This is a genomic window from Sphingomonas sp. AC411 (genome assembly GCF_979253035.1).
The window spans coordinates 842,004-864,307 of the sequence record NZ_CEEDAQ010000001.1 but is presented as its reverse complement, the minus strand read 5'-3'; the positions used below and the strand labels follow the sequence as shown (position 1 = coordinate 864,307).

The following is a 22,304-nucleotide window of genomic DNA, read 5'->3' as shown; positions in this document are numbered from 1 at the left end:
GAACTACGCACATGCTCGGGACCGACGGCGCACCTGCGTAATTCCCGATACTTTCGCGCCACCGCCCGAACGCCGAAAGTTCAGCGAAGAGGAGACCGCGCATGACTTATTCGACCCTGATGGTGCATCTCGATGGCGGGCACGCCAACGCCGCCCTGCTCGACGTCGCGGTCACGCTCGCCGACCAGTACGACGCCGCCGTTATCGGCATCGCCGCCTGCCAGCCGGTCCAGATCGGCACGTGCGACGGCTATCTCGGCGGCGAATATGCGGTGATCGAGCGCGACATCGTCGCCGGCGAACTGGCCCGCGCCAAGACCGAGTTCCACGCACACGAGCGGCTAGCGCGGCATACGCTCGAATGGCGCTCGATCCCGACGCTTGCCAACATCGCGCACGTCGTGGCGGAGAATGCGCGCGCCGCCGATCTCGTCATCACCAGCGCAGGGCCAGGGTTCGCCGACCTGGCGACGCATGCCGATACCGGCGATCTGATCCTGCGCGCGGGTCGCCCGGTGCTGGTCGTCCCCGACGGCGCCGCCACCGCCAAGTTCGAAACCGTCATGGTTGCCTGGACCGACACGCGCGAATGCCGCCGCGCGATCAGCGATGCGCTGCCGATGCTCCACGCCGCCGACCGCGTCGTCATCGCCGAAGTGGCGATCGACGCAATCGACGCGCGAGGGCCGATCGACGATGCCGCCGCTTGGCTCGCGCGCCACGGCGTCGACGCGGACAAGATCGTCGCGCGGATGACGGGCACCAGCATCGACACGCTCGCCGCGGTCGCCGACGAGGTCGAGGCCGATCTCGTCGTCGCGGGCGCGTACGGGCATAGCCGGATTCGCGAATGGGCGTTCGGCGGCGTCACCCGCAACCTGTTGCTGCGCGACCGGCGCTGCACCTTGTTGTCGCACTGAGCCATGACCGGGGACGGCAAGTATTTGCGGCCGTTCGCGGCGGTGAACCCAAGAATAGCGATCGGCGGGACGATATTGTCCGCAATCACGATTATCGAAGGATTATTGGCGTATAGTGGATATTTCGCTTAACATGGGTCATGTTCCGATGTCGGAGGTCGAAACCTCGACGCCCGACGGATCGGAATCGTCCGCAGGACAAGGCCCCCGTCTCAATGACTTGCCGCTTCGTGCCACGAGCAACCGCACCGCCCGCATGATCGCGTCGCAATCCCCCGACGGTACTGCCGCATCCGTCGCGCGCGGCGATGCGACGCTGGCCGAGGAACTGGGGCTGCTGATCGACGGCGCGACGACCTATGCTATCTACATGCTCGATCCGCAGGGCCGCGTGACGATCTGGAACCGCGGCGCCGAGCGGATCAAGGGCTGGGCCGAGGCGGAGATCATCGGTCGCGACGTCGCGGTCTTCTACCCGGCCGACGATATCGCCGCGGGCAAGCCCGAAGCCGACCTCGCCCGCGCGCATGCCTGCGGCCGGATCGAGGAGGAGAGCTGGCGGGTGCGCAAGGACGGCTCCGAGTTTCTCGCCGCGGTCACGATCACAGCGCTGCACGACGAGGCCGGTGCGCTGCGCGGCTTCGGCAAGGTCATCCGCGACATCACGCACGATAAGGCCGCCGAGGCCGCGATCGTGCGCCGCGAACATCATCTCCGCTCGATCCTGAACACCGTGCCCGACGCGATGATCGTCATGAACGAGAACGGCATCGTCGCCTGGTTCAGCGCGGCCGCCGAACTCGTCTTTGGCTACACCGCAAGCGAGGTGGTCGGCCAGAACGTCGCGATGCTGATGCCGCACACCGACGCGCGCGATCGACGCGCAGCTGCGCAAGTACCGCCATACCGGCGAGCGCCACGTGATCGGCAACGTCCGGCTCGAGCGGGCGATGCGCAAAGGCGGCGAGACGTTCCCGATCGAGCTGGCGGTCGGCGAGGCATCGATCGGCGGCGAGCGGATCTTTACCGGCTTCATCCGCGACCTCACCAACCGCCACGCGACCGAGCGGCGCCTGAAGGAACTCCAGTCCGAACTCGTCCACGTCTCCCGCGTCAGCGCGATGGGCACGATGGCGTCGACCCTGGCGCACGAGATCAACCAGCCGCTGACCGCGATCGCCAATTATCTCGAAGCCACGCGGGCGATGATCGGTGACAGCGACGATCCGCTGTTGGCCGACGTAGCCGAGGCGCTGGATCTGGCGGCGGCGCAGTCGCTGCGCGCGGGGACGATCGTCCGGCGGCTGCGCGCGTTCGTCGACGGCGGCGATACCGGGTTCCGCGATGAGCGGCTCGACCTGCTCGTCGAGGAGGCGACCAGTCTCGGCCTGCTCGGCGCGCACGAGGCCGGCATCACGGTGACCAGGCTCGTCGCGCCGGGCGACGTCATGGTGCTGGTCGACCGCATCCAGATCCAGCAGGTGCTGGTCAATCTGATCCGCAACGCGATCCAGTCGATGGCGTGCTCGCCCGCCAAGGTGCTGACGATCACCACCGCGCCCGAGCGCGAGGGCTGCATGCAGATCACCGTCGCCGACACCGGCACCGGCATCGACACCGCCGTCCGCGCGCGCCTGTTCGAGGCGTTCGCGACCACCAAGGAGGACGGCATGGGCCTTGGCCTGTCGATCTGCCGGACGATCGTCGAGGCGCATGGCGGGCGTATCTGGGCAGAGGGCGTGGCGAGCGGCGGCACCGCGTTCCACTTCACCGTGCCGCTGGCCGCACTCCCCGAAGGCGAAACCCATGACTGACACTTTGCGAACGGTCCATATCGTCGACGACGACGAGGCGATCCGTCAGTCGGTCGGCTTTCTCCTGCGCAAGGCCGGCTACGCGGTCGAGACCTATCCCGCCGGCACGCATTTCCTCAAGGCCGTGACGCGCGAGACGCGAGGCTGCGTGCTGCTCGACGTCCGGATGCCCGATCTCGACGGATTCGAGGTGCAGGCGCGCCTCGCCCAGACCGGCATCGCGCTGCCGGTGATCATGTTGACCGGCCACGGCGACGTGACGCTCGCGGTCCGCGCGATCAAGGCGGGCGCGATCGAATTTCTCGAAAAGCCGTTCGAGCGCAGCGCATTGCTGGCGGCGATCGAGTCCGCACTGGCCCATGCCGCACGGTCCGATCGCGAGCACCTCGCCGCCGCCGACGCCATCGTCCGGCTCGCCGCGCTCACCCCGCGCGAGCGCGACGTGCTCGACGGGATGGTGCTCGGCCGCCCGAACAAGCTGATCGCCTACGACCTCGACATCGCAACCCGCACGGTCGAGGTCCACCGCGCCAATTTGATGGAGAAGCTGGCGGCACGCAGCCTGTCCGACGTCCTCCGCATCGCGTTCGCGGCGGGGCTGGGCGAGACCGCCGAGACAGCCTGACGCCCCGCACCCAACCCTCGCCTTCTACGTACAGACGCGGCGCAGTACGCGTGTCATTCACGGTCGGGACAAAGGACCGCGCGATGACCGACCAGCCCCCTACACCCATGACGGCATCGGCATTTCGCTGGTCGACGGCGACCCGGTGATCCGCCGTGCGCGCCAGATCATGCTGGTCTCCGAACGCTACGACGTCCGCTCCTACGCGACCTGCGCCGCGCTGCTCGCCGACCCGCGTTCGCGCGACGTCTCGTGCATAGTCGTCGATGTCGCTGGTGACAGCGAAGAGGGCGGCGGCATGGCCGCGCTCCACGCGATGCGCGCCTCGGGCTGGAGGGGAAGGCGATCCTGCTCGACAGCGGACTGCCCTTGCCTGCGCTGATTCACGCCGCCGAACGCCACGGCGACCGCATCCTCGACCGCACCACCGGCGACGCCCCTGCTCACCGCGATCGCCGCCTCGATCGACCGCGGCTGGTCCACCTGGAACGCCGAGGGCTGAAACGAAAGGCCGGAGAAAAATTCCCCGGCCTTTCCGTGCTCCACGTCGGGCGGCGCCTCGGCAGGCGAGCTTCAGCGTAAGACGAGGACGGACCGTCGCCTTGCGCAGCGTCGGCGGCGTCACCGCGCGCTCGACCCGGAACACCCGCCGCGGGATCGCAGCCACGGGTTCGGCGATCAGGCAGGGCAGCGTCGCGCCAAGTGCCGCCAGCGTCTCGCCATACAACCGCGCGAGCGTCTCATGCGCCATCCGTGCACAAGGCCCCGCCGCAGCGTCGGCCATCGCTCGCGTCGCGTCCAGGCGGCGCTGGAAATAGAGCATCTCGGTATGGATAGCGTTCATGGCGAAGTCCCCGCCGGTCCGCCCTCGCCGCCGCACGATGCGTGTCTCGAAGGGCTGATCCGTATCAAGACAATAGCGCGGGCGGGCGAAGCCGTCGGGCCTCGGAAAGCACGTACCTCGCGGAGGTCGTCAGGCGATTGCGGCGGCGTGGAGCGCGATCTGCGCGTCCTCCTGCGAGGGCAGTATCCGGATGTCGAGCCCGGGCAACCAGGCAAGCCCCGCACGGATCGCCCGACCGGTCGCCGCGTCGTTCTCGCCGATCCCGCCGGTGAGCACGAGCATGTCGGCACCGCCCAGCGAGACGATCATCGCCGCGACCTGCTTGCACACCGACCGCTCGAACATGCGGAGCGCGAGGTCGGCGTCCTCGGTCGCGGCGGCGCGAAGGACCCGCATGTCGCCGGACAGCCCGGAGACCCCAGCCATCCCCGATGCATGATCGACCAGCGTCGCCAAGGCCGCGGCATCCAGTCCAGTCTCACGCAGGAGATACAGCAGCACGCCAGGATCGAGATCGCCCGTCCGCGTCGCCATCATGACGCCGCCGGACGGGGTGAGCCCCATGCTGGTGTCGATCGAGCCGCCATCGCGCACCGCGGTCACGCTCGCGCCATTGCCGAGGTGCGCGATCACTAGCCGAGCAGGCCTGTCGTCGCCGAGCTGGCGGACGATCGACTCGCACGACAGCCCGTGGAAGCCATAGCGCCGCACCCCGCCCGCCCAATACGCGCGCGGGATCGGCAGCGTGCTCGCGACGTCGGGCATCCCCGCATGGAACGCCGTATCGAAACACGCGACCTGCGGCAGACCCGGATAGTGCGCCCCCGCCACCCGGATCAGCGCCAATGACGCCGGCCCATGCAACGGCGCGAACGCACACGCCGCTTCCAGATCCGCCATCACCGCATCGTCGATCCGACAATGCGCGCTGCGATGCGGCCCACCATGGACAATCCGGTGTCCGATCACCGTCGGAGCCGGAAAGCCTTGCAACGCGGTCTCGATCGTATCGAAAAAGCGCCCGTGATCGTCGCCATCGTCGTCGGGCGTTTCGATCGTCCCACCAACCAGCAGGACCGGATCGCCATCGACCGCGTACAGCCCATATTTCAGCGATGACGATCCGCTATTGAGCGCCAGAACTACCGCGCCCCCTCTACCTCGACCATTGCCAGTCACGCACCTCCGGCAGATCGTCGCCCTGTTCGGCGATATACAGCTTGTGCCGCTCCATCGTCGTCCAATAGCGCGCCGTCTCGCGCGGCACCCGGTCCTGGAACCGCGGGATCCGCTCGATCGCATCCAGCGCCAGCCGGTATCGGTCGAGATCGTTCAGCACGACCATGTCGAACGGCGTCGTCGTCGTCCCCATCTCCTTGTACCCGCGGACATGAATGTTCGCGTGGTTCGCCCGTCGATAGGTGAGCTTGTGGATCATCGCTGGGTAGCCGTGGAACGCGAAGATCACCGGCGTATCCCGCGTGAACAGTGCATCGAACTCGCGCTCGTCGAGCCCGTGCGAATGTTCGGAGCGCGGCTGCAACACCATCAGGTCGACCACGTTCACCACCCGGATACGGATGTCGGGCACATACTCCGCAACAACGTCACCGCCGCCAGCGTCTCCAGCGTCGGCACGTCGCCCGCGCACGCCATCACCACGTCGGGGTCGGCATCGTTGCCCGCCCATTCCCAGATCCCGCGCCGGCCGTACAATGCCGCACCGCCGCGTCGATCCCGAGCCATTGCCACTCGGGCTGCTTCCCCGCGACGATCACGTTCACATAGCCGCGACTGCGCAGGCAATGATCGCCGACCGACAACAAACAGTTCGCATCGGGCGGCAGGTAGATCCGCGTCACGTCCGCAGTCTTGTTCGCGACGTGATCGATGAACCCCGGATCCTGGTGCGACAGGCCGTTATGATCCTGCCGCCAGACATGCGACGTCAGCAGGTAGTTGAGCGACGCGATCGGCCGCCGCCACGGGATCGTCCGGGTCGTCTTCAGCCACTTGGCATGCTGGTTGACCATCGAGATCGACGATGTGGACGAACGCTTCGTAACACGAGAACAGCCCATGCCGCCCGGTCAGGAGATACCCTTCCAGCCAGCCCTGGCACAGATGCTCGCTCAGCACCTCCATCACGCGGCCATCGGTACTCAGATGCTCGTCGACCGCCTCGATCTCCGCCATCCAGACCTTGCCCGACACGTCGTACACGTCGGCCAGCCGGTTCGACGCGGTCTCGTCCGGCCCGAACAGGCGGAAGTTCACGCTTGCCAGATTGAGCTTCATCACGTCGCGCAGATAGCGGCCGAGTACCCGCGTCGCCTCCGCCTTTACCGTGCCCGGCGCGTCCACCGGCACTGCAAAGCTGCGGAAGTCGGGCAGCGACAAAGGCACCATCAGCTCGCCGCCATTGGCATGCGGATTCGCGCCCATCCGCCGATGCCCGGTCGGCGCAAGCGAGGCAAACTCCTCCATGAACTTGCCGTTCGCGTCGAACAGCTCCTCGGGCCGATAGCTCCGCATCCAAGCCTCGAGCTGGCGCAGATGCTCGGGATCCTTGAAGTCCGCGATCGGCACCTGATGCGCGCGCCACGTGCCCTCGACCGGCTTGCCGTCGACGAACTTCGGCCCGGTCCAGCCCTTTGGCGTGCGGAACACGATCATCGGCCAGCGCGGACGCTCGGGCGTCACGCCCTCGATCCGCGCCGCCGCCTGGATTGCCTGGATCTTCGCCAACGCCTTGTCGAGCGCCGCGGCGAGCTGCTGGTGGACCGCCGCCGGATCACTCCCGCCGACATAATAGGGCTCATGCCCATAGCCGCGCAGCAACGCGTCGAGCTCATGCCCGTCGATCCACGCGAGGATCGTCGGGTTGGCGATCTTGAAGCCGTTGAGGTGCAGGATCGGCAGCACCGCGCCGTCGCGCGCGGGGTTGAAGACTTGTTCGAATGCCAGCTCGCCGCCAGCGCGCCCGTCTCCGCCTCGCCGTCACCGACGACGCAGGCGACGATCAGGTCCGGATTGTCGAACGCCGCGCCGTAAGCATGGGCCAGAGAATACCCCAGCTCGCCGCCTTCGTGGATCGATCCCGGCGTCTCGGGCGCGACATGACTCGGGATCCCGCCCGGCCACGAGAACTGCCGGAACAGCCGGTGCATCCCGCTCCGGCTCCGCTCGATCGCCGGATAGCGCTCGGTATACGAGCCCTCCAGATAGGTATTCGCGACCAGCCCCGGCCCGCCATGTCCCGGCCCGATGATGTTGATCATGTCGAGGTCGTGCTCGACGATCAGCCGGTTGAGATGGACGTACAGGAAGTTCAGACCCGGCGTCGTCCCCCAATGGCCGAGCAACCGCGGCTTCACGTCGGCGATCGTCAGCGGCCGATCGAGCAACGCGTTGTCGCGCAGATAGATCTGCCCGACCGAGAGGTAATTGGCCGCCCGCCAATACGCGTCCATCCGCCGCAGCATGTCCGGGGACAGCGGATGCGTCTTGGGGTGCGTCGTGTTCGGCACCAAGGCCGACGACCGTGTCGCGATATCGTTCATGACTGGCTTCCGAAATCGAGGACGACGCGCGAGGCGACCTGGCCGTGTTCGAGGCGGTCGAAGATGGCGTTGATCGCCGACAAGGGCTGCAATTCGATATCCGCCTTCACCTTGCCGTCGGCGGCAAAGGCGAGCGCCTCGGCCATGTCCTTGCGCGTGCCGACGAACGATCCGCGCACGGTGATGCAGTTCGCCACCACGTCGAACAGCGGCAGTGGGAAGTCGCCCGGTGGCAGGCCGACCAGCACGCACGTCCCGCGCCGGCGGGTCATCGCCACGCCCTGGTTGAAAGCGACCAGCGACGGCGCCGTGATCAGGACGCCGTGCGCGCCGCCGCCAGTGCCGTCCTTGAGCGCGGCGATCGCATCCTTCTCGCGGGCATCGATCAGCAGGTCCGCGCCCAAGGCCTCGGCATGCGCGAGCTTGCCCGCGTCGACTTCGACCGCGGCGACGCGCAACCCCATCGCCTTGGCATATTGCACCGCCAGATGCCCCAGCCCGCCGACACCCGAGATCGCGATCCACTCGCCCGGTCGTGCGCCCGTTTCCTTGATGCCCTTGTAGGTCGTGATGCCCGCGCAGATGATCGGCGCCGCCTCGACCGCGGACAATCCGGCGGGAATGTGCGCGACATAGTTCGGATCCGCGAGGATATACTCCGCGAACCCGCCATTGCGCGTGTAGCCGCCGAACTGCGCCTCGGCGCACACCGTCTCCCACGCGGACAGGCAATATTCGCAGTGTCCGCACGCGGAATAGAGCCACGGCACGCCGACCCGGTCGCCGAGCTTGACGATCGTCACGCCCGCGCCGACCTCGACCACGATGCCGATCCCCTCATGGCCGGGAATGAACGGCGGCACCGGCTTGACCGGCCAATCGCCACGCGCCGCGTGCAGGTCGGTGTGACAGACCCCGCACGCTTCGGTCTTGACGACGATCTGCCCCGGCCCGGCGCTCGGCACCGGCCATTCGCGCAGGGTCAGGGGTTTGCCGAATGCCTCGACGACGGCGGCTTGCATCATACGGGTCATGAAACGTCCTAAAAGATGCGGGCTTGAAGATGCGGGAAGATCAACGCGCCATCCGGGTGACGAGCGCGGGGTCGGCGAGCAGCGCCTCGTCCCCGAACGCGATCTGCGCGCAGGTCCGCTGCGCCTGCGCAGCGACATCGCGCAGATACTGGTCGGCGAACCGCGCGCTGAGCCCCGGCACGATATGCGCGAACCGGCGATGCTCCTGCGATCGCATCCCGAACGCGTGGACGAGATACTGGTCAAAGACGCTGTTGAGGCCCTGCCCCTGCCCCTGTTCGTCGAGCCAGATCTTGCTCGCGGCCGAGGTCGAGAAACTGAGCAGACGCTTGCCGCCGAGCAGGTCGGTACGCGCGCGGTCCTGCAGCGCCTCGGGCTGGACGCCAGCCCCGAACACGCGTTCGACATAGCCCTTGAGCATCGCCGGCGGGGTCCCGAACCAGATCGGATAGATCAGCACGAACACGTCGCACCCGGCGATATGCTCGATCTCGTCGAGCACGTCCTGGCCGTAGGTCGCCGCGACATTGGTCGGCCGCTCCGCCGCCTTCAGCACCGGGTCGAACCCGATCGCATACAGGTCGCGCAACACGGCCGTCTGCCCAGCCGCGCGGACCGCCGCGCAATAGGCGTCGGCGATCGCGTGGTTGAAGCTGGCCGGACCGGGATGGCAGAGGATCACGGCATGCCGCCCCGTTCCCGTCTCTTGCGTGTCGCCCATCATCGCCTCGTCCTCCGTCGCAAGCTCACCGGTATCGGCATCGCGGCGCCATCGACCGCGACGTCATCCGATGACCTCGAAACGGTCTACGCCATGGGGGCGGGTGCTTGATCCCTCGGAAACTACGCAGTCGGTCCGACGCGCTAAGTTTTTCGGCTAAAAGATAAAATCGGCGCGTTCGTCTCGTTTGGGGCAACCTCAGCGCGAGTATTAACGTTTCTTTCACCTCGCTACCCGCCATGTACGGATCGATGACCGGTCTTATTTCCCGCCTGCGACAGTTGCGACAGTCCGACCAGGCGATCGCCGCGCATGTCCGGCATACCCTTGTCGAGATCGCTCTATGCATCGCCCCAGTCGCTGGTGATCGGAGCGCTGACCAGCGGCGCGATCACGGCGATCGTGGCGCTGGTCGGCGGAAGCCGGTCGATGGTCGTGTGTGCCGTCGCCATCGTCATCGTCGCCGGCATCAGGATCGTCGACGCGCTGCGCCTGCGCCGCTCTGGCTCGACCCGAAGCACGCTGGCCGGGCGCTGGGCCAACCGTCAGGAATTTCTCTATCGCACCGGCGCGCTTTGCTACTCGGCGCTGCTCGGTACGTTCGGCTTGCTTACGCTGGTGCATACGACCGACGGCGTGCTGCAGTTGCTCGCGGTGACGACGGCGGTGGGGTATGCGGCGGGTATCGCCGGTCGCAACGCGGGTCGACCGTGGATCGCGCTGTCGCAATTGTGTTTCGCGTCGGTCCCGCTGGCGCTGGGACTGTTCGCCTCGGTCGAGCCGCTCAAGATCGTGCTCGGCGTGGTCATCCTGCTGTTCGTGGTGGCGATGATGGATATCACGTTGCAGACCTATGGCGTGATCCTGCGGGCGACGATCGCATCGCGGGAAAAGACCGCACTGGCGGAGCACCACGCTGCCGTCGCCCGCCGCGACGACCTGACCGGCGTGGCTAATCGCACCGCCTTTCGGGAGCGGTTCGAGGCGCAGCTGAAGGCCGTGGTCGGCCGGGATCACAGCCTTGCGATCCACTGGATCGACCTCGACCGGTTCAAGGAAATCAACGACTCGTTCGGGCATCTTGCCGGCAATGCGGTCCTGGCGGGGATTGCCCGCCGCCTCGACGAAGCGTTCGGCAGAAGCGGGATCGTCGCGCGATTGGGCGGCGACGAATTTGCCGTCGTTTGCGCGATCGCCCGGCACGACGATGCGATCGACATCGGGCGGGAGATCATCGCGCTGGTCGAGCGCCCGGTCCAGCATGACGGCCGCATGTTGCGGGTCGGCGCATCGCTCGGGATCGCGATCGCCCCATGGACGGCACCAATGCCGATACGCTGCTGAAAAACGCCGATCTCGCGCTGTACCGTGCCAAGGACAGCGGGCGCGGGCAGATGTGTTTTTACGAGCCTTTGATGGATGAGAAGATTGAACGCGGCCGCGATCTCGCGGCGGAAATGCAGGGCGCACTGGAACGCGGCGAGTTCCACCTGATGTTCCAGCCGATCTTCGACCTTGCCGGCGAGCGCGTGCTCTCGTGCGAGACGCTGTTGCGATGGACCAACCGCCGGCTAGGCTCGGTCTCGCCCGCCGAATTCATTCCGATCGCCGAGGATAACGGCCTGATCGTCGGGATCGGCGGCTGGGTGATCCGGGAGGCGTGCCGAATCGCCAGCGAATGGCCGGCGGACGTGAAGATCGCGGTCAATCTCTCGCCGATCCAGCTACGTTCCACCAATCTGCCGATGGTGATCATGAGTGCGTTGGCGAGCAGTGGGTTCGCGGCGGACCGGCTCGAACTCGAGGTGACCGAGTCGGTCCTGCTTGACGACATCGAGGCGTCGCTCGCGGCGCTCGACGCGATCAACCGGCTCCATGTCCGGACCACGCTCGACGATTTCGGCACCGGCTATTCGTCATTGAGCTATCTTACCAAGTTCCCGTTCCAGACGCTTAAGATCGATCGGTCGTTCATTACCGACCTCGAACAGAGCCCCGCGTCGGTGGCGATCGTCCAGACGGTCATCGATCTCGCCGCAAAGCTCGGGATGCGAACGGTCGCCGAGGGCGTCGAGACGCAGGCGCAACTGGATCAACTCCGTCGGACCCGGTGCGATGCGGTGCAGGGCTTTCTGCTTGCGCATCCCATGCCGGCAAGCATGGTGGCGTCGATGCTTGCCGACGGTGGGATCAAGGCGCAGCAGCGGTCCTGATCAGCAGGACGCCACCTGCGCCTTTTCGAGCAGTCTGGTCTGGGCCCCCACCAGGCGCCGCATCAGTTTAAGGTCCGCGTCACTGAGCCTGAGGGCCGCATCCGCCCAAAGATCGACGACGGCCTCGAGCTCGCCGAGCGCCAGCGGATTGACCGATCGCGAAGCCTCGTAGATCGCGCAATGACCGCTATGGCGTCGACGGTTCTGCCGAATATAGCTCTCCACTTCCGCGCGCCCCTTGCCCGGATCGGCCAGGGCGTGAACGATACCGAGGTCGTAGAGTTCTTCCGCGCTGTAGCTTCGTCCGCTGAGGATCATCTGCTCGGCTCGCGCCGCCCCGAGCCTGCGAGACAGGAAGCAGTGCGCCCCCATCCCCGGGAAGAGCCCGAAATTCGTCTCCGGAAGCCCAAAGTTCGTCCCGCGTTCGGCGATGACGACGTTGAACGACAGCAGCGCCTCGAAGCCACCACCCAGCGCATCGCCCTCGACAAGGCCGATCGTGATGATAGGTCGATCGAGGCTCAACATGTTGCGATGCAGTATGCGGACGCAGGCGCGTCCGTAAGCGACCAGCGCTTCGCGATCACCGTTGCGGATGTGGTCGGAGAACAGATCCAGATCGCCGCCGAGCGAGAACACGCCGGGAAAGCGCGATCCGAGAACGACGTAGCGGATCGGCATGTCGCCCGACGAACACGCCTGGGCTATATCGGCCTGCCAATGTCCGAATTCGGCGAGCAGGCCCGGATTGAAACTCGGCCTGACCCGTTGCCGCATATAGGTCCACAGCGTGTCCAGCTCTGGGTCGAACTGGGTTTCCAGATCGGCGAAGGCGAACGGCCGCCGGGGTTGCGGGGGCGGCGGTATCTCGACCGATCGTTGATGGCGCGACTTGGTGCGATCGATGGGCAGGATAGCAGGATATTCGAGAGTCATGGCGACGTCCTTGTTCACCCGCAGCGTTTTGCTGCGAGCGACATAGGTCGCATTTTCTGGCGAAAGCGCCCGCGAGAAACGCGTTCCGCAACCGCTAAACGCATATGCTGGAAGACGACGTCGCATCTCGCGATGCCGTGTCGAAATGCATCGCCGGAATCGCTTGGAGACTATCCCCCGAATCAGCCGCTCTGGTCGGAGACGTTTCGAAACGCACCAAACCCGCGTCGCCGGTCAGCGATCGCGGGCTTGAGATTAAATCGGCGCTACGTCCTAGTCCTTCTTCAGGGTCGAGACGTTGCGATTGCCTGCCTTGGTCTGCCGACCGCGAGCCAGATCCTCAGTAAAGGAGTTGGCCGCGCTAGTGAGTGCGGGAGGCGGCACGAGCGTCGCGCCGCCTCCCCGTCCGCTCAGCGAACCGAGCCGCGGCGAAACATGTTGACGATCGCAAGCAGGATCACCGCGCCGACCAGCGAAATCAGGATCGACTGGATGTTGAGCGCGCCGTCCATGATCGATGCGCCACCGATCAGCGGGGTGATCAGGAAACCGGCGAGCAAAGCACCGACGATGCCGACGACGACATTGAGGAAGACGCCCTGCTGAGCATCGGTCCGCATGATCATGCTGGCGACCCAGCCGATGAGTCCGCCGACGACGAGAAGAATGATGAGGTTCATGATGTGGCTCCTAGTGGATAATGGTACTGGGGCATCAACCGACATGGTGCGCATTCCGTTCAGTTCCGGCGCGCTTCACGGATTTTGGGATTGGTGCAGACGCACCGGGGGCATTGGTATATTATGCCGACGCGTGCGGAACCGGAGGCCTGGCTCCGGCGCTGAACGAGCATGACGAAAACCTCCGGCAAGCCGCTGCATGCGCCCACCCTGCACCACCTGGAACAGCTCATGACCGGGCTGCTGGAGGGCGTGATCCTGATGGATCCGACCGGGATCATTCTCAGCGCCAACCCCGCCGCGCTGAAGATGCACGGCGTCCGCGCGGTCGAGGATCTGGGCGAAACCGCAGACGACTATGCCACGCGGTTCCGGCTGCGCTACCGCGACCGGCGCGCCTTGCCCCGGCGCGAATATCCGCTGATGCGATTGCTCGCGGGCGAGAGCTTCCCGGACCTGATCGTCGAGGTGGCGCCGATCGACGCCGACGAGCCGCGCTGGGTGCACCAGGTGCGCGACATCGTCATGGACGAGGATGGCGGCGAACCCGATTGCTTGGGGCTGGTCATCAACGACGTATCCGAACGGTTCGATGCCGAGGACCGGTTCGAGGCGATGTTCCATGCGAACCCCGCACCGGCGCTGATCATCCGCGTCGCCGACCAGCGCTATGTGCTCGTCAACCAGGGCTTTCTCGACCTGTCGGGCTACGACCACGAGCAGATCATCGGCAAGACGCTGTTCGATCTCGACTTTCTCGCGCAGGTCGAGCGCAAGGCGTTCGTCAAGGACCGCGTCGTCAACGGCCAGACGGTGCCGCAACTCGAAGCCGAACTGCCGCTCGCGAACGGGGATACGACGCTGGTCATCCTCGCCGGCCAGCCAATCGAGGTCGCCAACCAGGACTGCGTGCTGTTCACCTTCGCCGACCTCGAGCCCAGGCGCCGTGCCGAGCATGCGCTGAAGGCGAGCGAGCGGCACTTCGCTTCGGTGTTCGAGATGGCGCCGGTCGCGATGGTCGTGACGCGGGGCGAGGACAACCGCATCGTCCAGGTCAATGCGGCGTTCAAGGCGCTGACCGGGTATGCGGACGAGGCCGTGATCGAGCGGGTCGCGGATGATCTTCAGTTATGGAACGACGCGGCGCAGCGGGAGGGACTGGAGACCGAAATTCGCGATCGGGGCGGGTTTCGCGGGCTCGACGTCCAATTGCTCCACCGGAAAGGTGAACCGCTCGATTGCCTGGTCTCTGCCGAGCGCGTCAGCATCGACGGCGATCCGTGCGTGCTGTGGCTGTACCAGGACATCTCAGCCCGCAGGCGCGGCGAACTCGAACTGGTCGAGGCGATCGACGCGGTGATGAAGGACGCCAACTGGCTCAGCCGGTCGATCATGGACAAGCTGGCGACGCTGCGGAACCCGCGAACCAGCGCAGGTGGGAGCGCGCCGGTAGCAGACCTCAGCAAGCGCGAACGCGAGGTGCTCGAACTGATCTGCCAGGATCTCGACGACGCGGCGATCGCGGACCGGCTCGATCTGTCGCGCAACACCGTACGCAACCATGTCGCGCGGCTCTACGCCAAGATCGGCGTCAACCGGCGCAGCGCCGCGGTGGTCTGGGCGCACGAACGCGGGGTCGGTGCGTGAGCCGGCCGCCGGATCAGCGCTCGCCGAACAGTTCGCGTTGCGATTTTTCGAGTTCTTCGGCGTAGCGGCGTCGTACGAAAGATTCCGACAAGATGCCGAGCACCATCCGGTCTTCGTCGAGGACCGCGAGTTCGTCGGCGCCGGACGCGTCGAAGCGGCGCATGACCTCCGCGATGTCCATCGTCGGCGTCAACGCGGCGTCGGTATTGACGCCAAGCGCTCCGACCGGCGACGTGGGATCGAGCCCCTCGGCATAGGCGGTCGGAGTCTGGACGATCCCCGCATAGCGATCGTCGGCGTCGACCAGGACGGTGCGGCTGGTCGCCCCGAGCGGCACCCGGCGGCGGAACTCGGCGATCGTCGTCGCCGCGGGCATCGCCTTGGTCTCGCGCCGCATCATCCGCCCCGCGGTCAGCGTCCGCACCCAACCGACGTCACGCGCGCTCTTGATCGTCTCGCCGCGCAGATGCAGCCGCCAGGTCGAGAAGCTGTAGCCGAACGTCTCGCGCACGATCGTCGACGACACGAGCGCCGCCGCCAGCACGGCGCCGGTCAGCGCGAAGTCGTGAGTCGCCTCCAGCACGAGCATCGCCATCGTCATCGGCCCGCCGACCACCGCGACCGCGAGCGCCGCCATCCCGACCAGCGCGGCGTTGCGCGGATCGAGCACCTCCTGCCCGACCACCGCGGCGAGGCTGCCGGCGAACACATGCCCGACCAGCGTGCCGAGGAACAGCGACGCGAAGAACAGCCCGCCGCGAAACCCGAATCCCAGCGACACGATCGACGCCGCGCATTTGGCGAGGAAGATGGTCGCGATAAACCCCAGCGGCGCGCCGAGCGCGAGATCGGCGTGGAGCGCGCCATGCCCCGCGGACAGAACCTGCGGCGATACCAGCGCGACCGGAATCAGCAGCAGTCCGCCGACCGCCGGACGCAGCCAATCCGGCAGGCGCGCACGCCGCGTCCCCGCTCGACCAGCGCGACCGCGTGCATCAACGCGATACCGATGCCCGCGCACAGCGCGCCGAGGCCCGGCATAGAGCAGGTAATGATGCGTCTCGGTCGGCATCGTCGAGACCGAATCGATCACATAGGGCTGGATCCCCAGGAGGTGCGCGACCAGCGTACCGGCCAGCGCGGCGGCGACCACCGGCGCGAGCGCGGTCGGCGTATAGGCGCCGATGACGATCTCGAACGCATAGAACGCTCCGGCCAGCGGCGCACCGAAGGCGGCGGCGATCGCCGCACCGGTGCCGGCCCCGACGAGGTTGCGCAGATCGGCGCGGCGCAGGTTGAACGCGGCCCCGGTCACCGACCCGATCGCGCCGCCGAGCTGCGCATAGGCCGCCTCCAGGCCGACGGATGCGCCGAAGCCGTTGGACAGCATCGTCTGCCCGGAGATCACCAGACTGTCTGGCACCGACATGCGGCCGCCGTGCAGCGCGTTCGCCTCGACCGCATCGACCATCCGCCGCCTGCGCGCGCGAGTCGCCCAGGAGAAAAGCGCGAGCACGACCCCACCGATCGGCAGCACGACCAGCGCCGCCAGCGGCAGCGAGGGCAATGCGCTGAGCCGGGCGGCGGACGAAAGGCCGAACAGGATATGCTGCATCGTCCGCGCGGCGGCGCCTTGCAGCACGCTGAGCAACCCCGCCCCCGCCCCAACCAGCGTCGCCAGCACGATGAACGCGGCTTCGCTCGTCCGGACGCGCCGGCGAAACCATTTGAGGGCGGACAGAGGTTGCAGGATCAGGCACCCAATCGCGACGGTCGATATCCGCCTCTACGTCCTGGCGCGCGTTTTGCCATCGCGCTTTCGTCGTGCGCACGCGCGGCAGTCCGCGACGTGACGATCGGACCGCGGCCCAATTTAGGTCTGCGCGATGGGCGGCGATGATATCGTTATCATCAAAGCGGTCGCGCTGGGCCCCTTGGTTTGCGCTTCCGCGCACTACCGCCCGGGCCTGCGTTGACCGCGTCCCGACCCTGTTTCATAAGGCGGTTGATTTATCTGATCAATGTCGTTCAATTGTTCATTGCGGAAGTCGGATCGGCGATCGCATAGAGGATGGGATGATGTAACGCAGGGGGCTTGACGGGCTCGCTGGCGCGCATAGGGTAACGCTAACAATATGGAGAGGGATATCGTGGAGATCGCATTCGCATCGGCGGTGGCGTTGCCTGCCGACTGGGACCAGGCCATTTTGCTGGGCAGAATCGACAGCGGCGATGGACCTACCCCGGTGATCGTTCGTGGCGGCCGCGTCTACGATATGTCCCGTGTCGCACCGACGGTCGCCGATCTGGTCGCGTCGGGCGAGTTCGATACGAATGCCGGTACCGATCTGGGTCATCTCGACGACCTGCACCTGTCGCCCGAACCCGGTGCCAAGATCCGCCTGCTGAGCCCGATCGACCTGCAATGCGTCAAGGCATCGGGCGTGACCTTCGCCGTGTCCGCGCTGGAACGCGTGATCGAAGAACAGGCGCGCGGCGACGCGTCCGCCGCGGTCGCGGTCCGCGCTCGTCTCGAGGAGCGCGTCGGCGGCAGCATCCGGTCGGTCGTACCCGGATCGCCCGAAGCCGACGCGCTGAAGGCCGCGCTGATCGAAGACGGCATGTGGTCGCAATATCTCGAGGTCGCGATCGGCCCCGACGCGGAGATCTTCACGAAGAGCCCGACGCTGTCGACGATCGGCTGGGGCGGCGAGATCGGCATCCGATCCGACTCCACCTGGAACAACCCCGAGCCGGAAGTCGTGCTGATCGTCGACCGCGACGGCAAGACCGTCGGCGCGGCGCTCGGCAACGACGTCAACCTGCGCGATTTCGAGGGGCGTTCCGCGCTCCTGCTCGGCAAGGCGAAGGACAATAACGCGTCCTGCTCGATCGGGCCTTTCATCCGCCTGTTCGACGACAAATTCGGCATGGACGACATTCGCGCCGCAGAGATCGCGCTGACGATCGAGGGCGCCGATGGCTATCGTCTCGACGGCAGCAGCTCGATGGACCAGATCAGCCGCGATCCCGAGGATCTCGTCCGCCAGGCGATGAGCGAGCATCAATATCCCGACGGCTTCGTGCTGTTTCTCGGCACGCTGTTCGCACCGACGCAGGACCGCGACGAGCCCGGCCGCGGCTTCACGCACGCGGTCGGCGACGTCGTCACGATCTCCAATCCGAAGCTTGGCGCGCTGGTCAATCCGGTGACGACGTCGAAGGATGCCGCACCGTGGAATTACGGGATCAGCGATCTCATGCGCAATCTGGCAGGTCGTGGCCTGCTCGCGCACACCAAGAAACAGGGAGCGTAACCACGTGCTGCAAAAGACCAAAGCTGCCGACCAGACGGCGATCTATCCGAGCCTGAAGGGCAAACGCGTCCTGATCACCGGGGGCGCGTCGGGGATCGGCGCCGGCCTAGTCGAGGCGTTCGCGCGGCAGGGTGCGCACGTCGCATTCGTCGACATGGCCGAGGACGCAGCGAACGCGCTGATCGAGACGCTGACGCCTGACGTCGCGACCGCACCGATCTTCCTGCCGCTCGACCTGCGCGACATCGATGCGCTCAAGTCCACGGTCGCTCGGATCGAGAAGCAGCTCGGCGGGATCGATATCCTGATCAACAACGCCGCCAACGACGATCGCCACACGATCGACGAGATCACGCCCGAATATTGGGACGAGCGGATGGCGACCAACCTGCGCCACCTGTTCTTTGCCGGCCAAGCCGTGGTGCCGTCGATGAAGCGCGCCGGCGGCGGCGTCATCCTCAACTTCGGCTCGATCTCGTGGCACCTCGCGCTGCCCGAACTGCTGATCTATCAGACGGCCAAGGCCGGCATCGAGGGCATGACCCGCGCGATGGCGCGCGACCTGGGTGGGGATGGCATCCGCGTGAACACGATCGTTCCCGGCAACGTCGAGACGCCGCGCCAGCTGAAATGGTACACGCCCGAGGGCGAGGCCGAGATCATCGCCGCGCAGTGCCTGAAGACCCGCGTCCAGCCCGCCGACGTCGCGGCGCTGGTGCTGTTCCTGGCCTCGGACGATGCGCGGATGTGCACCGGCCATGATTATTTCGTCGATGCGGGCTGGCGCTGACATGCCCCGCGAGATCCAGGCGACGAGCATCTGCGAAGTCGGCGCGACGCTCGGCGAAGGCCCGATCTGGGCCGAGCGCGACGCGGCCCTGTGGTTCGTCGATATCAAGGCGCCGAGCGTGTACCGCTTCGATCCCGAGACCGGCACGCTCGACAGCTGGGACGCGCCCGACCAGACCGGCTGGGTGATCCCCGCCGACGATGGCGGCTTCCTGGCCGGGGTGCGCGGCGCCCTCCACCGGTTCGATCCGGCGACCGGCGTGTTCGAGCATCTCGCCGCCGTCCACCCAGAAACTCCCGGCAACCGCCTGAACGACGCCGCGCGCGATTCCGCGGGTCGCGTCTGGTTCGGGACGATGGATAACGCCGAATCCGACGAGACCGGCCATGTCTATCACTGGCATCGGGGCGCGCTGACCAAGACCGACATCCCGCCGGTCGCGATCACCAACGGCCCGGCGATCGCGCCCGACGGCCGCACGCTCTACGCGGTCGACACGCTCGGCAAGCGGATCGATGCATATCCGGTCGACGCCGACGGCACGCTGGGTACGCCGCGCGTGTTCCTGACGGTCGGTCCCGACGACGGTCATCCCGATGGCGCGATCTGCGATTCCGAGGGCGGCGTCTGGGTCGGGTTCTTCGGCGGCTGGGCGGCACGCCGCTACGCCCCCGACGGCAGCCTGACCGATATCGTCCGCTTCCCGGTCGCGAACATCACCAAGATCGCGCTCGGCGGTCCCGACGGTCGCACCGCCTATGCGACGACCGCCGCCAAGGGCCTCGACGACGACGCCCGCGCCGCCCAACCGCTCGCCGGCAATCTGTTCACCTTCCGCGTCGCCGTTCCCGGCGTGCCCGTCGATCCCGTCACCCTGTAAATTGCCAACGATGCCGCCAGAGCGTCGTACCGGAGAGGAAATATAATGACCATTGCGGCAGATTCCGGCCAACATGTGAACCGAGCGCTCATCGCGATGATCGTCATCGTCGCGACGATCGGCGGGTTCATGTTCGGCTATGATTCGGGCGTCATCAACGGCACGCAGGCGGGGCTCGAGAGCACGTTCGCGCTGTCGTCGCTCGGCACCGGCTTCACCGTCGGCGCGATCCTGATCGGTTCGTCGGTCGGCGCATTCATGGCCGGGCGGCTCGCCGACAATCTCGGCCGCCGCAACGTGATGATGATCGCCGCGGTACTCTTCATCGTCAGCGCACTCGGCGCGGGTGCGGCCACTTCGGCCACCATGTTCGTCCTCGCGCGGATCATCGGCGGGCTCGGCATCGGTGCCGCCAGCGTGCTCGCCCCGGTCTACATCTCCGAAGTCGTCCCCGCGAACGTCCGCGGCCGGCTGTCGAGCGTGCAGCAGATCATGATCATCACCGGCCTCACCGGTGCGTTCGTCGCCAACTGGTATCTCGCCCGCATCGCCGGGTCGTCGACCGCGCTGTTCTGGCTCGACTATCCGGCGTGGCGCTGGATGTTCTGGATGCAGGTCATCCCCGCCGCGATCTATCTCGTGACGCTGTTCCTGATCCCCGAAAGCCCGCGCTTCCTGGTCCTAAAAGGGCGTTACGACGAAGCCGAGACAGTCCTCACCCGCCTGTTCGGAGCCACCGAAGCCAAGCGGAAAGTCGCCGAGATCCGCGGTTCGCTGTCGGCCGACGCGCATCGTCCCAAGCTGTCGGACCTGATCGACAAGGCCAGTGGCAAGATCCGCCCGATCGTCTGGACCGGCATCGGCCTCGCGATCTTCCAGCAGTTCGTCGGCATCAACATCGTGTTCTATTATGGTTCGGTGCTGTGGCAGTCGGTCGGCTTCAGCGAGAGCGATGCGCTGCTGATCAACATCCTGTCGGGCTCGCTGTCGATCATCGCCTGCCTGCTCACCGTCGCGCTGGTCGACAAGGTCGGGCGCAAGCCGCTGCTGCTGATCGGGTCTGCGGGCATGACCGTCACGCTCGCGATCGTCGGCATCTGCTTTGCCAGCGGCGCGATCGTCGAGGGCACGCTGCGGCTGTCCGACCAGAACGGCCTGATCGCGCTGATCGCGGCCAATGCGTATGTCGTGTTCTTCAACCTGAGCTGGGGCCCGATCATGTGGGTGATGCTCGGCGAGATGTTCCCGACGCAGATCCGCGGTTCGGGGCTCGCGGTCGCGGGCTTCGCGCAGTGGTTCGCCAACTTCGCGATCTCGGTCAGCTTCCCGACGATGGCGATCTCGCTCGGCCTGTCGCTCACCTATGGCTTCTATGCGCTGTCGGCGTTCGTCTCGTTCTTCTTCGTGTGGAAGATGGTCTCCGAGACCCGCGGTCGCGAACTCGAGGACATGCCGGGCTGATGCTGCATCTCGAAGCAGGCGACTGGAAGGTCGCGCTCCAGCCGGAACTGGGCGGCACCATCGCCGCCCTCACCTACCAGGGCCGCGATGTGTTGCGCCCGACCCCAGCGGGCGCGACCAACCCGCTGGAGACCGCGTGCTTCCCCCTGGTGCCATATGCCAACCGGATCGCCGATGGGCGGTTCGTGTTTGCGGGGAGGCGTATGCGCTGCCGCGCAATATGGAGGGACAGGATCATCCGCTCCACGGGGTCGGCTGGCTGCGTGGCTGGGACGTGGAGGCGTCGGAGGCGGACTCGGCGGTGCTGGTCCATCGTCACCAAGCCGATGCGGACTGGCCTTGGTCCTACCGCGCCGAGCAGCATGTTACGCTGGACGAATCCGGACTGCGCGTGTCGCTGTCGGTCCGGAACGACAGCGACCGGGCGATGCCGGCGGGCCTTGGGTTCCACCCGTATTTTCCGGCCGGCGAGGACACGCGGCTGAGCTTCGATGCGGGGTCCGTGTGGCTGGCCGACGACGCGATGCTGCCGACCGAGCGGACCGGGGCGACGCACTTCGCGGATTGGTCTCGGGGGACGGCGTGGTGCGGTCGTCGCTGATCGACAACGCGTATGAGGGGTGGGACAAGGCGGCGACGATCGCGACGCCGGACGACACGATCACGCTGACCGGCGAGGGCACGCCGTATCTGCACGTCTTCACGCCGCCGGGGCTAGGCTTCTTCTGCGCCGAACCGGTGAGCGACATGCCGAACGCGCTGAACCTGGCGGACCCGACGATCCTGGCACCGGGCGAGACGCGGACGATCGCGATGGGGCTGACGGTGGCTCTGGGCTAGTCGGGCTACCGGCTTGTAT

General features: G+C 66.7%; 22 protein-coding genes and 5 pseudogenes. 17 read left to right on the top strand and 10 right to left on the bottom strand.

The window, feature by feature from the left end; all coding sequences use genetic code 11:
- Nucleotides 1-101 precede the first annotated feature (101 nt).
- The 7 genes and pseudogenes from AC0IX7_RS04510 to AC0IX7_RS04480 all read left to right on the top strand — a co-directional run bounded on the left by AC0IX7_RS04510 (nucleotide 102) and on the right by AC0IX7_RS04480 (nucleotide 3,941).
- Complete coding sequence (locus AC0IX7_RS04510) at nucleotides 102-920, top strand: universal stress protein (protein WP_471810691.1); 819 nt, start codon at nucleotides 102-104, stop codon at nucleotides 918-920.
- 133 nt (nucleotides 921-1,053) lie between these two features.
- Nucleotides 1,054-1,743 (top strand): annotated as a pseudogene (locus AC0IX7_RS04505) (PAS domain-containing protein); the annotation flags it as partial.
- A 97-nt stretch (nucleotides 1,744-1,840) separates the two neighbouring features.
- Nucleotides 1,841-1,936: pseudogene (locus AC0IX7_RS04500) on the top strand (hypothetical protein); the annotation flags it as partial.
- A 114-nt stretch (nucleotides 1,937-2,050) separates the two neighbouring features.
- The gene (locus AC0IX7_RS04495) at nucleotides 2,051-2,734 is read left to right on the top strand and encodes a sensor histidine kinase (protein WP_471813736.1); all 684 of its coding nucleotides are present in this window, start codon (nucleotides 2,051-2,053) and stop codon (nucleotides 2,732-2,734) included.
- Nucleotides 2,727-3,359 (top strand): response regulator transcription factor, encoded by a 633-nt coding sequence (locus AC0IX7_RS04490; protein WP_471810690.1) that lies wholly within the window; start codon nucleotides 2,727-2,729, stop codon nucleotides 3,357-3,359. The genes AC0IX7_RS04495 and AC0IX7_RS04490 overlap by 8 nt, the downstream gene beginning before the upstream one ends.
- 145 nt (nucleotides 3,360-3,504) lie before the next feature.
- Nucleotides 3,505-3,741 (top strand): hypothetical protein, encoded by a 237-nt coding sequence (locus tag AC0IX7_RS04485; protein ID WP_471810689.1) that lies wholly within the window; start codon nucleotides 3,505-3,507, stop codon nucleotides 3,739-3,741.
- Nucleotides 3,729-3,941 (top strand): hypothetical protein, encoded by a 213-nt coding sequence (locus AC0IX7_RS04480; RefSeq protein ID WP_471810688.1) that lies wholly within the window; start codon nucleotides 3,729-3,731, stop codon nucleotides 3,939-3,941. Before AC0IX7_RS04485 ends, AC0IX7_RS04480 begins: the two co-directional genes overlap by 13 nt.
- 391 nt (nucleotides 3,942-4,332) lie before the next feature.
- Here AC0IX7_RS04480 and AC0IX7_RS04475 read toward each other — a convergent pair whose 3' ends face one another.
- From AC0IX7_RS04475 to AC0IX7_RS04445, 7 genes and pseudogenes are all read right to left on the bottom strand, one after another.
- Nucleotides 4,333-5,382 carry an acetate/propionate family kinase gene (locus AC0IX7_RS04475; RefSeq protein WP_471810687.1) on the bottom strand — a complete coding sequence of 350 codons (1,050 nt, stop codon included), beginning with the start codon at nucleotides 5,380-5,382 and terminating at the stop codon, nucleotides 4,333-4,335.
- Nucleotides 5,360-5,859: pseudogene (locus AC0IX7_RS04470) on the bottom strand (phosphoketolase family protein). Before AC0IX7_RS04470 ends, AC0IX7_RS04475 begins: the two are co-directional and overlap by 23 nt.
- Entirely contained in the window at nucleotides 5,859-6,236 is a 378-nt protein-coding gene (locus AC0IX7_RS04465) for a hypothetical protein (protein ID WP_471810686.1), read from the bottom strand. The pseudogene AC0IX7_RS04470 and the gene AC0IX7_RS04465 overlap by 1 nt, the downstream one beginning before the upstream one ends.
- On the bottom strand, nucleotides 6,124-6,501 hold the full coding sequence (locus tag AC0IX7_RS04460; RefSeq protein WP_471813734.1) for a hypothetical protein: 378 nt from the start codon (nucleotides 6,499-6,501) through the stop codon (nucleotides 6,124-6,126). The genes AC0IX7_RS04465 and AC0IX7_RS04460 overlap by 113 nt, the downstream gene beginning before the upstream one ends.
- A 174-nt stretch (nucleotides 6,502-6,675) precedes the next feature.
- Nucleotides 6,676-7,676: pseudogene (locus tag AC0IX7_RS04455) on the bottom strand (phosphoketolase family protein); the annotation flags it as partial.
- 86 nt (nucleotides 7,677-7,762) lie between these two features.
- The gene (gene adhP / locus AC0IX7_RS04450) at nucleotides 7,763-8,800 is read right to left on the bottom strand and encodes an alcohol dehydrogenase AdhP (protein ID WP_471810685.1); all 1,038 of its coding nucleotides are present in this window, start codon (nucleotides 8,798-8,800) and stop codon (nucleotides 7,763-7,765) included.
- A gap of 40 nt (nucleotides 8,801-8,840) precedes the next feature.
- On the bottom strand, nucleotides 8,841-9,521 hold the full coding sequence (locus AC0IX7_RS04445) for an NAD(P)H-dependent oxidoreductase (protein WP_471810684.1): 681 nt from the start codon (nucleotides 9,519-9,521) through the stop codon (nucleotides 8,841-8,843).
- A gap of 312 nt (nucleotides 9,522-9,833) precedes the next feature.
- Between AC0IX7_RS04445 and AC0IX7_RS04440 the strand changes: the two genes are divergently transcribed.
- A complete protein-coding gene (locus AC0IX7_RS04440; RefSeq protein ID WP_471810683.1) occupies nucleotides 9,834-10,865 on the top strand; it encodes a GGDEF domain-containing protein in 1,032 nt (343 codons plus the stop codon).
- On the top strand, nucleotides 10,835-11,734 hold the full coding sequence (locus AC0IX7_RS04435; RefSeq protein ID WP_471810682.1) for a putative bifunctional diguanylate cyclase/phosphodiesterase: 900 nt from the start codon (nucleotides 10,835-10,837) through the stop codon (nucleotides 11,732-11,734). The genes AC0IX7_RS04440 and AC0IX7_RS04435 overlap by 31 nt, the downstream gene beginning before the upstream one ends.
- Here the strand turns inward: AC0IX7_RS04435 and AC0IX7_RS04430 are convergent, their stop codons facing one another.
- Both AC0IX7_RS04430 and AC0IX7_RS04425 read right to left on the bottom strand, forming a co-directional pair.
- Nucleotides 11,735-12,670 carry a crotonase/enoyl-CoA hydratase family protein gene (locus AC0IX7_RS04430; RefSeq protein WP_471810681.1) on the bottom strand — a complete coding sequence of 312 codons (936 nt, stop codon included), beginning with the start codon at nucleotides 12,668-12,670 and terminating at the stop codon, nucleotides 11,735-11,737.
- Nucleotides 12,671-13,080: 410 nt separating this feature from the next.
- A complete protein-coding gene (locus tag AC0IX7_RS04425) occupies nucleotides 13,081-13,350 on the bottom strand; it encodes a GlsB/YeaQ/YmgE family stress response membrane protein (RefSeq protein WP_187503002.1) in 270 nt (89 codons plus the stop codon).
- A gap of 171 nt (nucleotides 13,351-13,521) precedes the next feature.
- On the opposite strand from AC0IX7_RS04425, the gene AC0IX7_RS04420 reads away from it, so the two are divergent.
- The gene (locus tag AC0IX7_RS04420; RefSeq protein ID WP_471810680.1) at nucleotides 13,522-14,997 is read left to right on the top strand and encodes a PAS domain S-box protein; all 1,476 of its coding nucleotides are present in this window, start codon (nucleotides 13,522-13,524) and stop codon (nucleotides 14,995-14,997) included.
- A gap of 13 nt (nucleotides 14,998-15,010) precedes the next feature.
- Here the strand turns inward: AC0IX7_RS04420 and AC0IX7_RS04415 are convergent, their stop codons facing one another.
- Nucleotides 15,011-16,681: a chloride channel protein gene (locus AC0IX7_RS04415; protein ID WP_471810679.1), complete on the bottom strand. Its 1,671-nt coding sequence runs from the start codon at nucleotides 16,679-16,681 to the stop codon at nucleotides 15,011-15,013.
- Between the two features lie 451 nt (nucleotides 16,682-17,132).
- Between AC0IX7_RS04415 and AC0IX7_RS04410 the strand changes: the two genes are divergently transcribed.
- The 7 genes and pseudogenes from AC0IX7_RS04410 (at nucleotide 17,133) to AC0IX7_RS04380 (ending at nucleotide 22,285) form a co-directional block, all read left to right on the top strand.
- The gene (locus tag AC0IX7_RS04410) at nucleotides 17,133-18,314 is read left to right on the top strand and encodes a fumarylacetoacetate hydrolase family protein (RefSeq protein WP_471810678.1); all 1,182 of its coding nucleotides are present in this window, start codon (nucleotides 17,133-17,135) and stop codon (nucleotides 18,312-18,314) included.
- A gap of 4 nt (nucleotides 18,315-18,318) precedes the next feature.
- Complete coding sequence (locus tag AC0IX7_RS04405) at nucleotides 18,319-19,104, top strand: SDR family NAD(P)-dependent oxidoreductase (RefSeq protein ID WP_471810677.1); 786 nt, start codon at nucleotides 18,319-18,321, stop codon at nucleotides 19,102-19,104.
- Between the two features lies 1 nt (nucleotide 19,105).
- Complete coding sequence (locus AC0IX7_RS04400; protein WP_471810676.1) at nucleotides 19,106-19,984, top strand: SMP-30/gluconolactonase/LRE family protein; 879 nt, start codon at nucleotides 19,106-19,108, stop codon at nucleotides 19,982-19,984.
- A gap of 45 nt (nucleotides 19,985-20,029) precedes the next feature.
- The gene (locus tag AC0IX7_RS04395; RefSeq protein ID WP_471810675.1) at nucleotides 20,030-21,445 is read left to right on the top strand and encodes a sugar porter family MFS transporter; all 1,416 of its coding nucleotides are present in this window, start codon (nucleotides 20,030-20,032) and stop codon (nucleotides 21,443-21,445) included.
- Nucleotides 21,445-21,639, top strand: a pseudogene (locus tag AC0IX7_RS04390) (aldose epimerase family protein); the annotation flags it as partial. The gene AC0IX7_RS04395 and the pseudogene AC0IX7_RS04390, both read left to right, overlap by 1 nt.
- Before the next feature lie 26 nt (nucleotides 21,640-21,665).
- Complete coding sequence (locus AC0IX7_RS04385; RefSeq protein ID WP_471810674.1) at nucleotides 21,666-22,046, top strand: aldose epimerase family protein; 381 nt, start codon at nucleotides 21,666-21,668, stop codon at nucleotides 22,044-22,046.
- Nucleotides 22,031-22,285, top strand: a complete 255-nt coding sequence (locus AC0IX7_RS04380; RefSeq protein ID WP_471810673.1) for a hypothetical protein — start codon at nucleotides 22,031-22,033, stop codon at nucleotides 22,283-22,285. The genes AC0IX7_RS04385 and AC0IX7_RS04380 overlap by 16 nt, the downstream gene beginning before the upstream one ends.
- Nucleotides 22,286-22,304 lie beyond the last annotated feature (19 nt).

Bases quoted from the DNA above. Each gene is read 5' to 3' on its own strand.
- AC0IX7_RS04460 (WP_471813734.1), bottom strand. From the start codon at position 6,501: ATGAAGCTCAATCTGGCAAGCGTGAACTTCCGCCTGTTCGGGCCGGAC.
- AC0IX7_RS04440 (WP_471810683.1), top strand. From the start codon at position 9,834: ATGTCCGGCATACCCTTGTCGAGATCGCTCTATGCATCGCCCCAGTCG.
- AC0IX7_RS04410 (WP_471810678.1), top strand. From the start codon at position 17,133: ATGGAGAGGGATATCGTGGAGATCGCATTCGCATCGGCGGTGGCGTTG.
- AC0IX7_RS04435 (WP_471810682.1), top strand. From the start codon at position 10,835: ATGGACGGCACCAATGCCGATACGCTGCTGAAAAACGCCGATCTCGCG.
- AC0IX7_RS04430 (WP_471810681.1), bottom strand. From the start codon at position 12,670: ATGACTCTCGAATATCCTGCTATCCTGCCCATCGATCGCACCAAGTCG.
- AC0IX7_RS04385 (WP_471810674.1), top strand. From the start codon at position 21,666: ATGGAGGGACAGGATCATCCGCTCCACGGGGTCGGCTGGCTGCGTGGC.
- adhP (WP_471810685.1), bottom strand. From the start codon at position 8,800: ATGACCCGTATGATGCAAGCCGCCGTCGTCGAGGCATTCGGCAAACCC.
- AC0IX7_RS04510 (WP_471810691.1), top strand. From the start codon at position 102: ATGACTTATTCGACCCTGATGGTGCATCTCGATGGCGGGCACGCCAAC.
- AC0IX7_RS04425 (WP_187503002.1), bottom strand. From the start codon at position 13,350: ATGAACCTCATCATTCTTCTCGTCGTCGGCGGACTCATCGGCTGGGTC.
- AC0IX7_RS04465 (WP_471810686.1), bottom strand. From the start codon at position 6,236: ATGGTCAACCAGCATGCCAAGTGGCTGAAGACGACCCGGACGATCCCG.
- AC0IX7_RS04395 (WP_471810675.1), top strand. From the start codon at position 20,030: ATGACCATTGCGGCAGATTCCGGCCAACATGTGAACCGAGCGCTCATC.
- AC0IX7_RS04495 (WP_471813736.1), top strand. From the start codon at position 2,051: ATGGCGTCGACCCTGGCGCACGAGATCAACCAGCCGCTGACCGCGATC.
- AC0IX7_RS04445 (WP_471810684.1), bottom strand. From the start codon at position 9,521: ATGGGCGACACGCAAGAGACGGGAACGGGGCGGCATGCCGTGATCCTC.
- AC0IX7_RS04490 (WP_471810690.1), top strand. From the start codon at position 2,727: ATGACTGACACTTTGCGAACGGTCCATATCGTCGACGACGACGAGGCG.
- AC0IX7_RS04400 (WP_471810676.1), top strand. From the start codon at position 19,106: ATGCCCCGCGAGATCCAGGCGACGAGCATCTGCGAAGTCGGCGCGACG.
- AC0IX7_RS04420 (WP_471810680.1), top strand. From the start codon at position 13,522: ATGACGAAAACCTCCGGCAAGCCGCTGCATGCGCCCACCCTGCACCAC.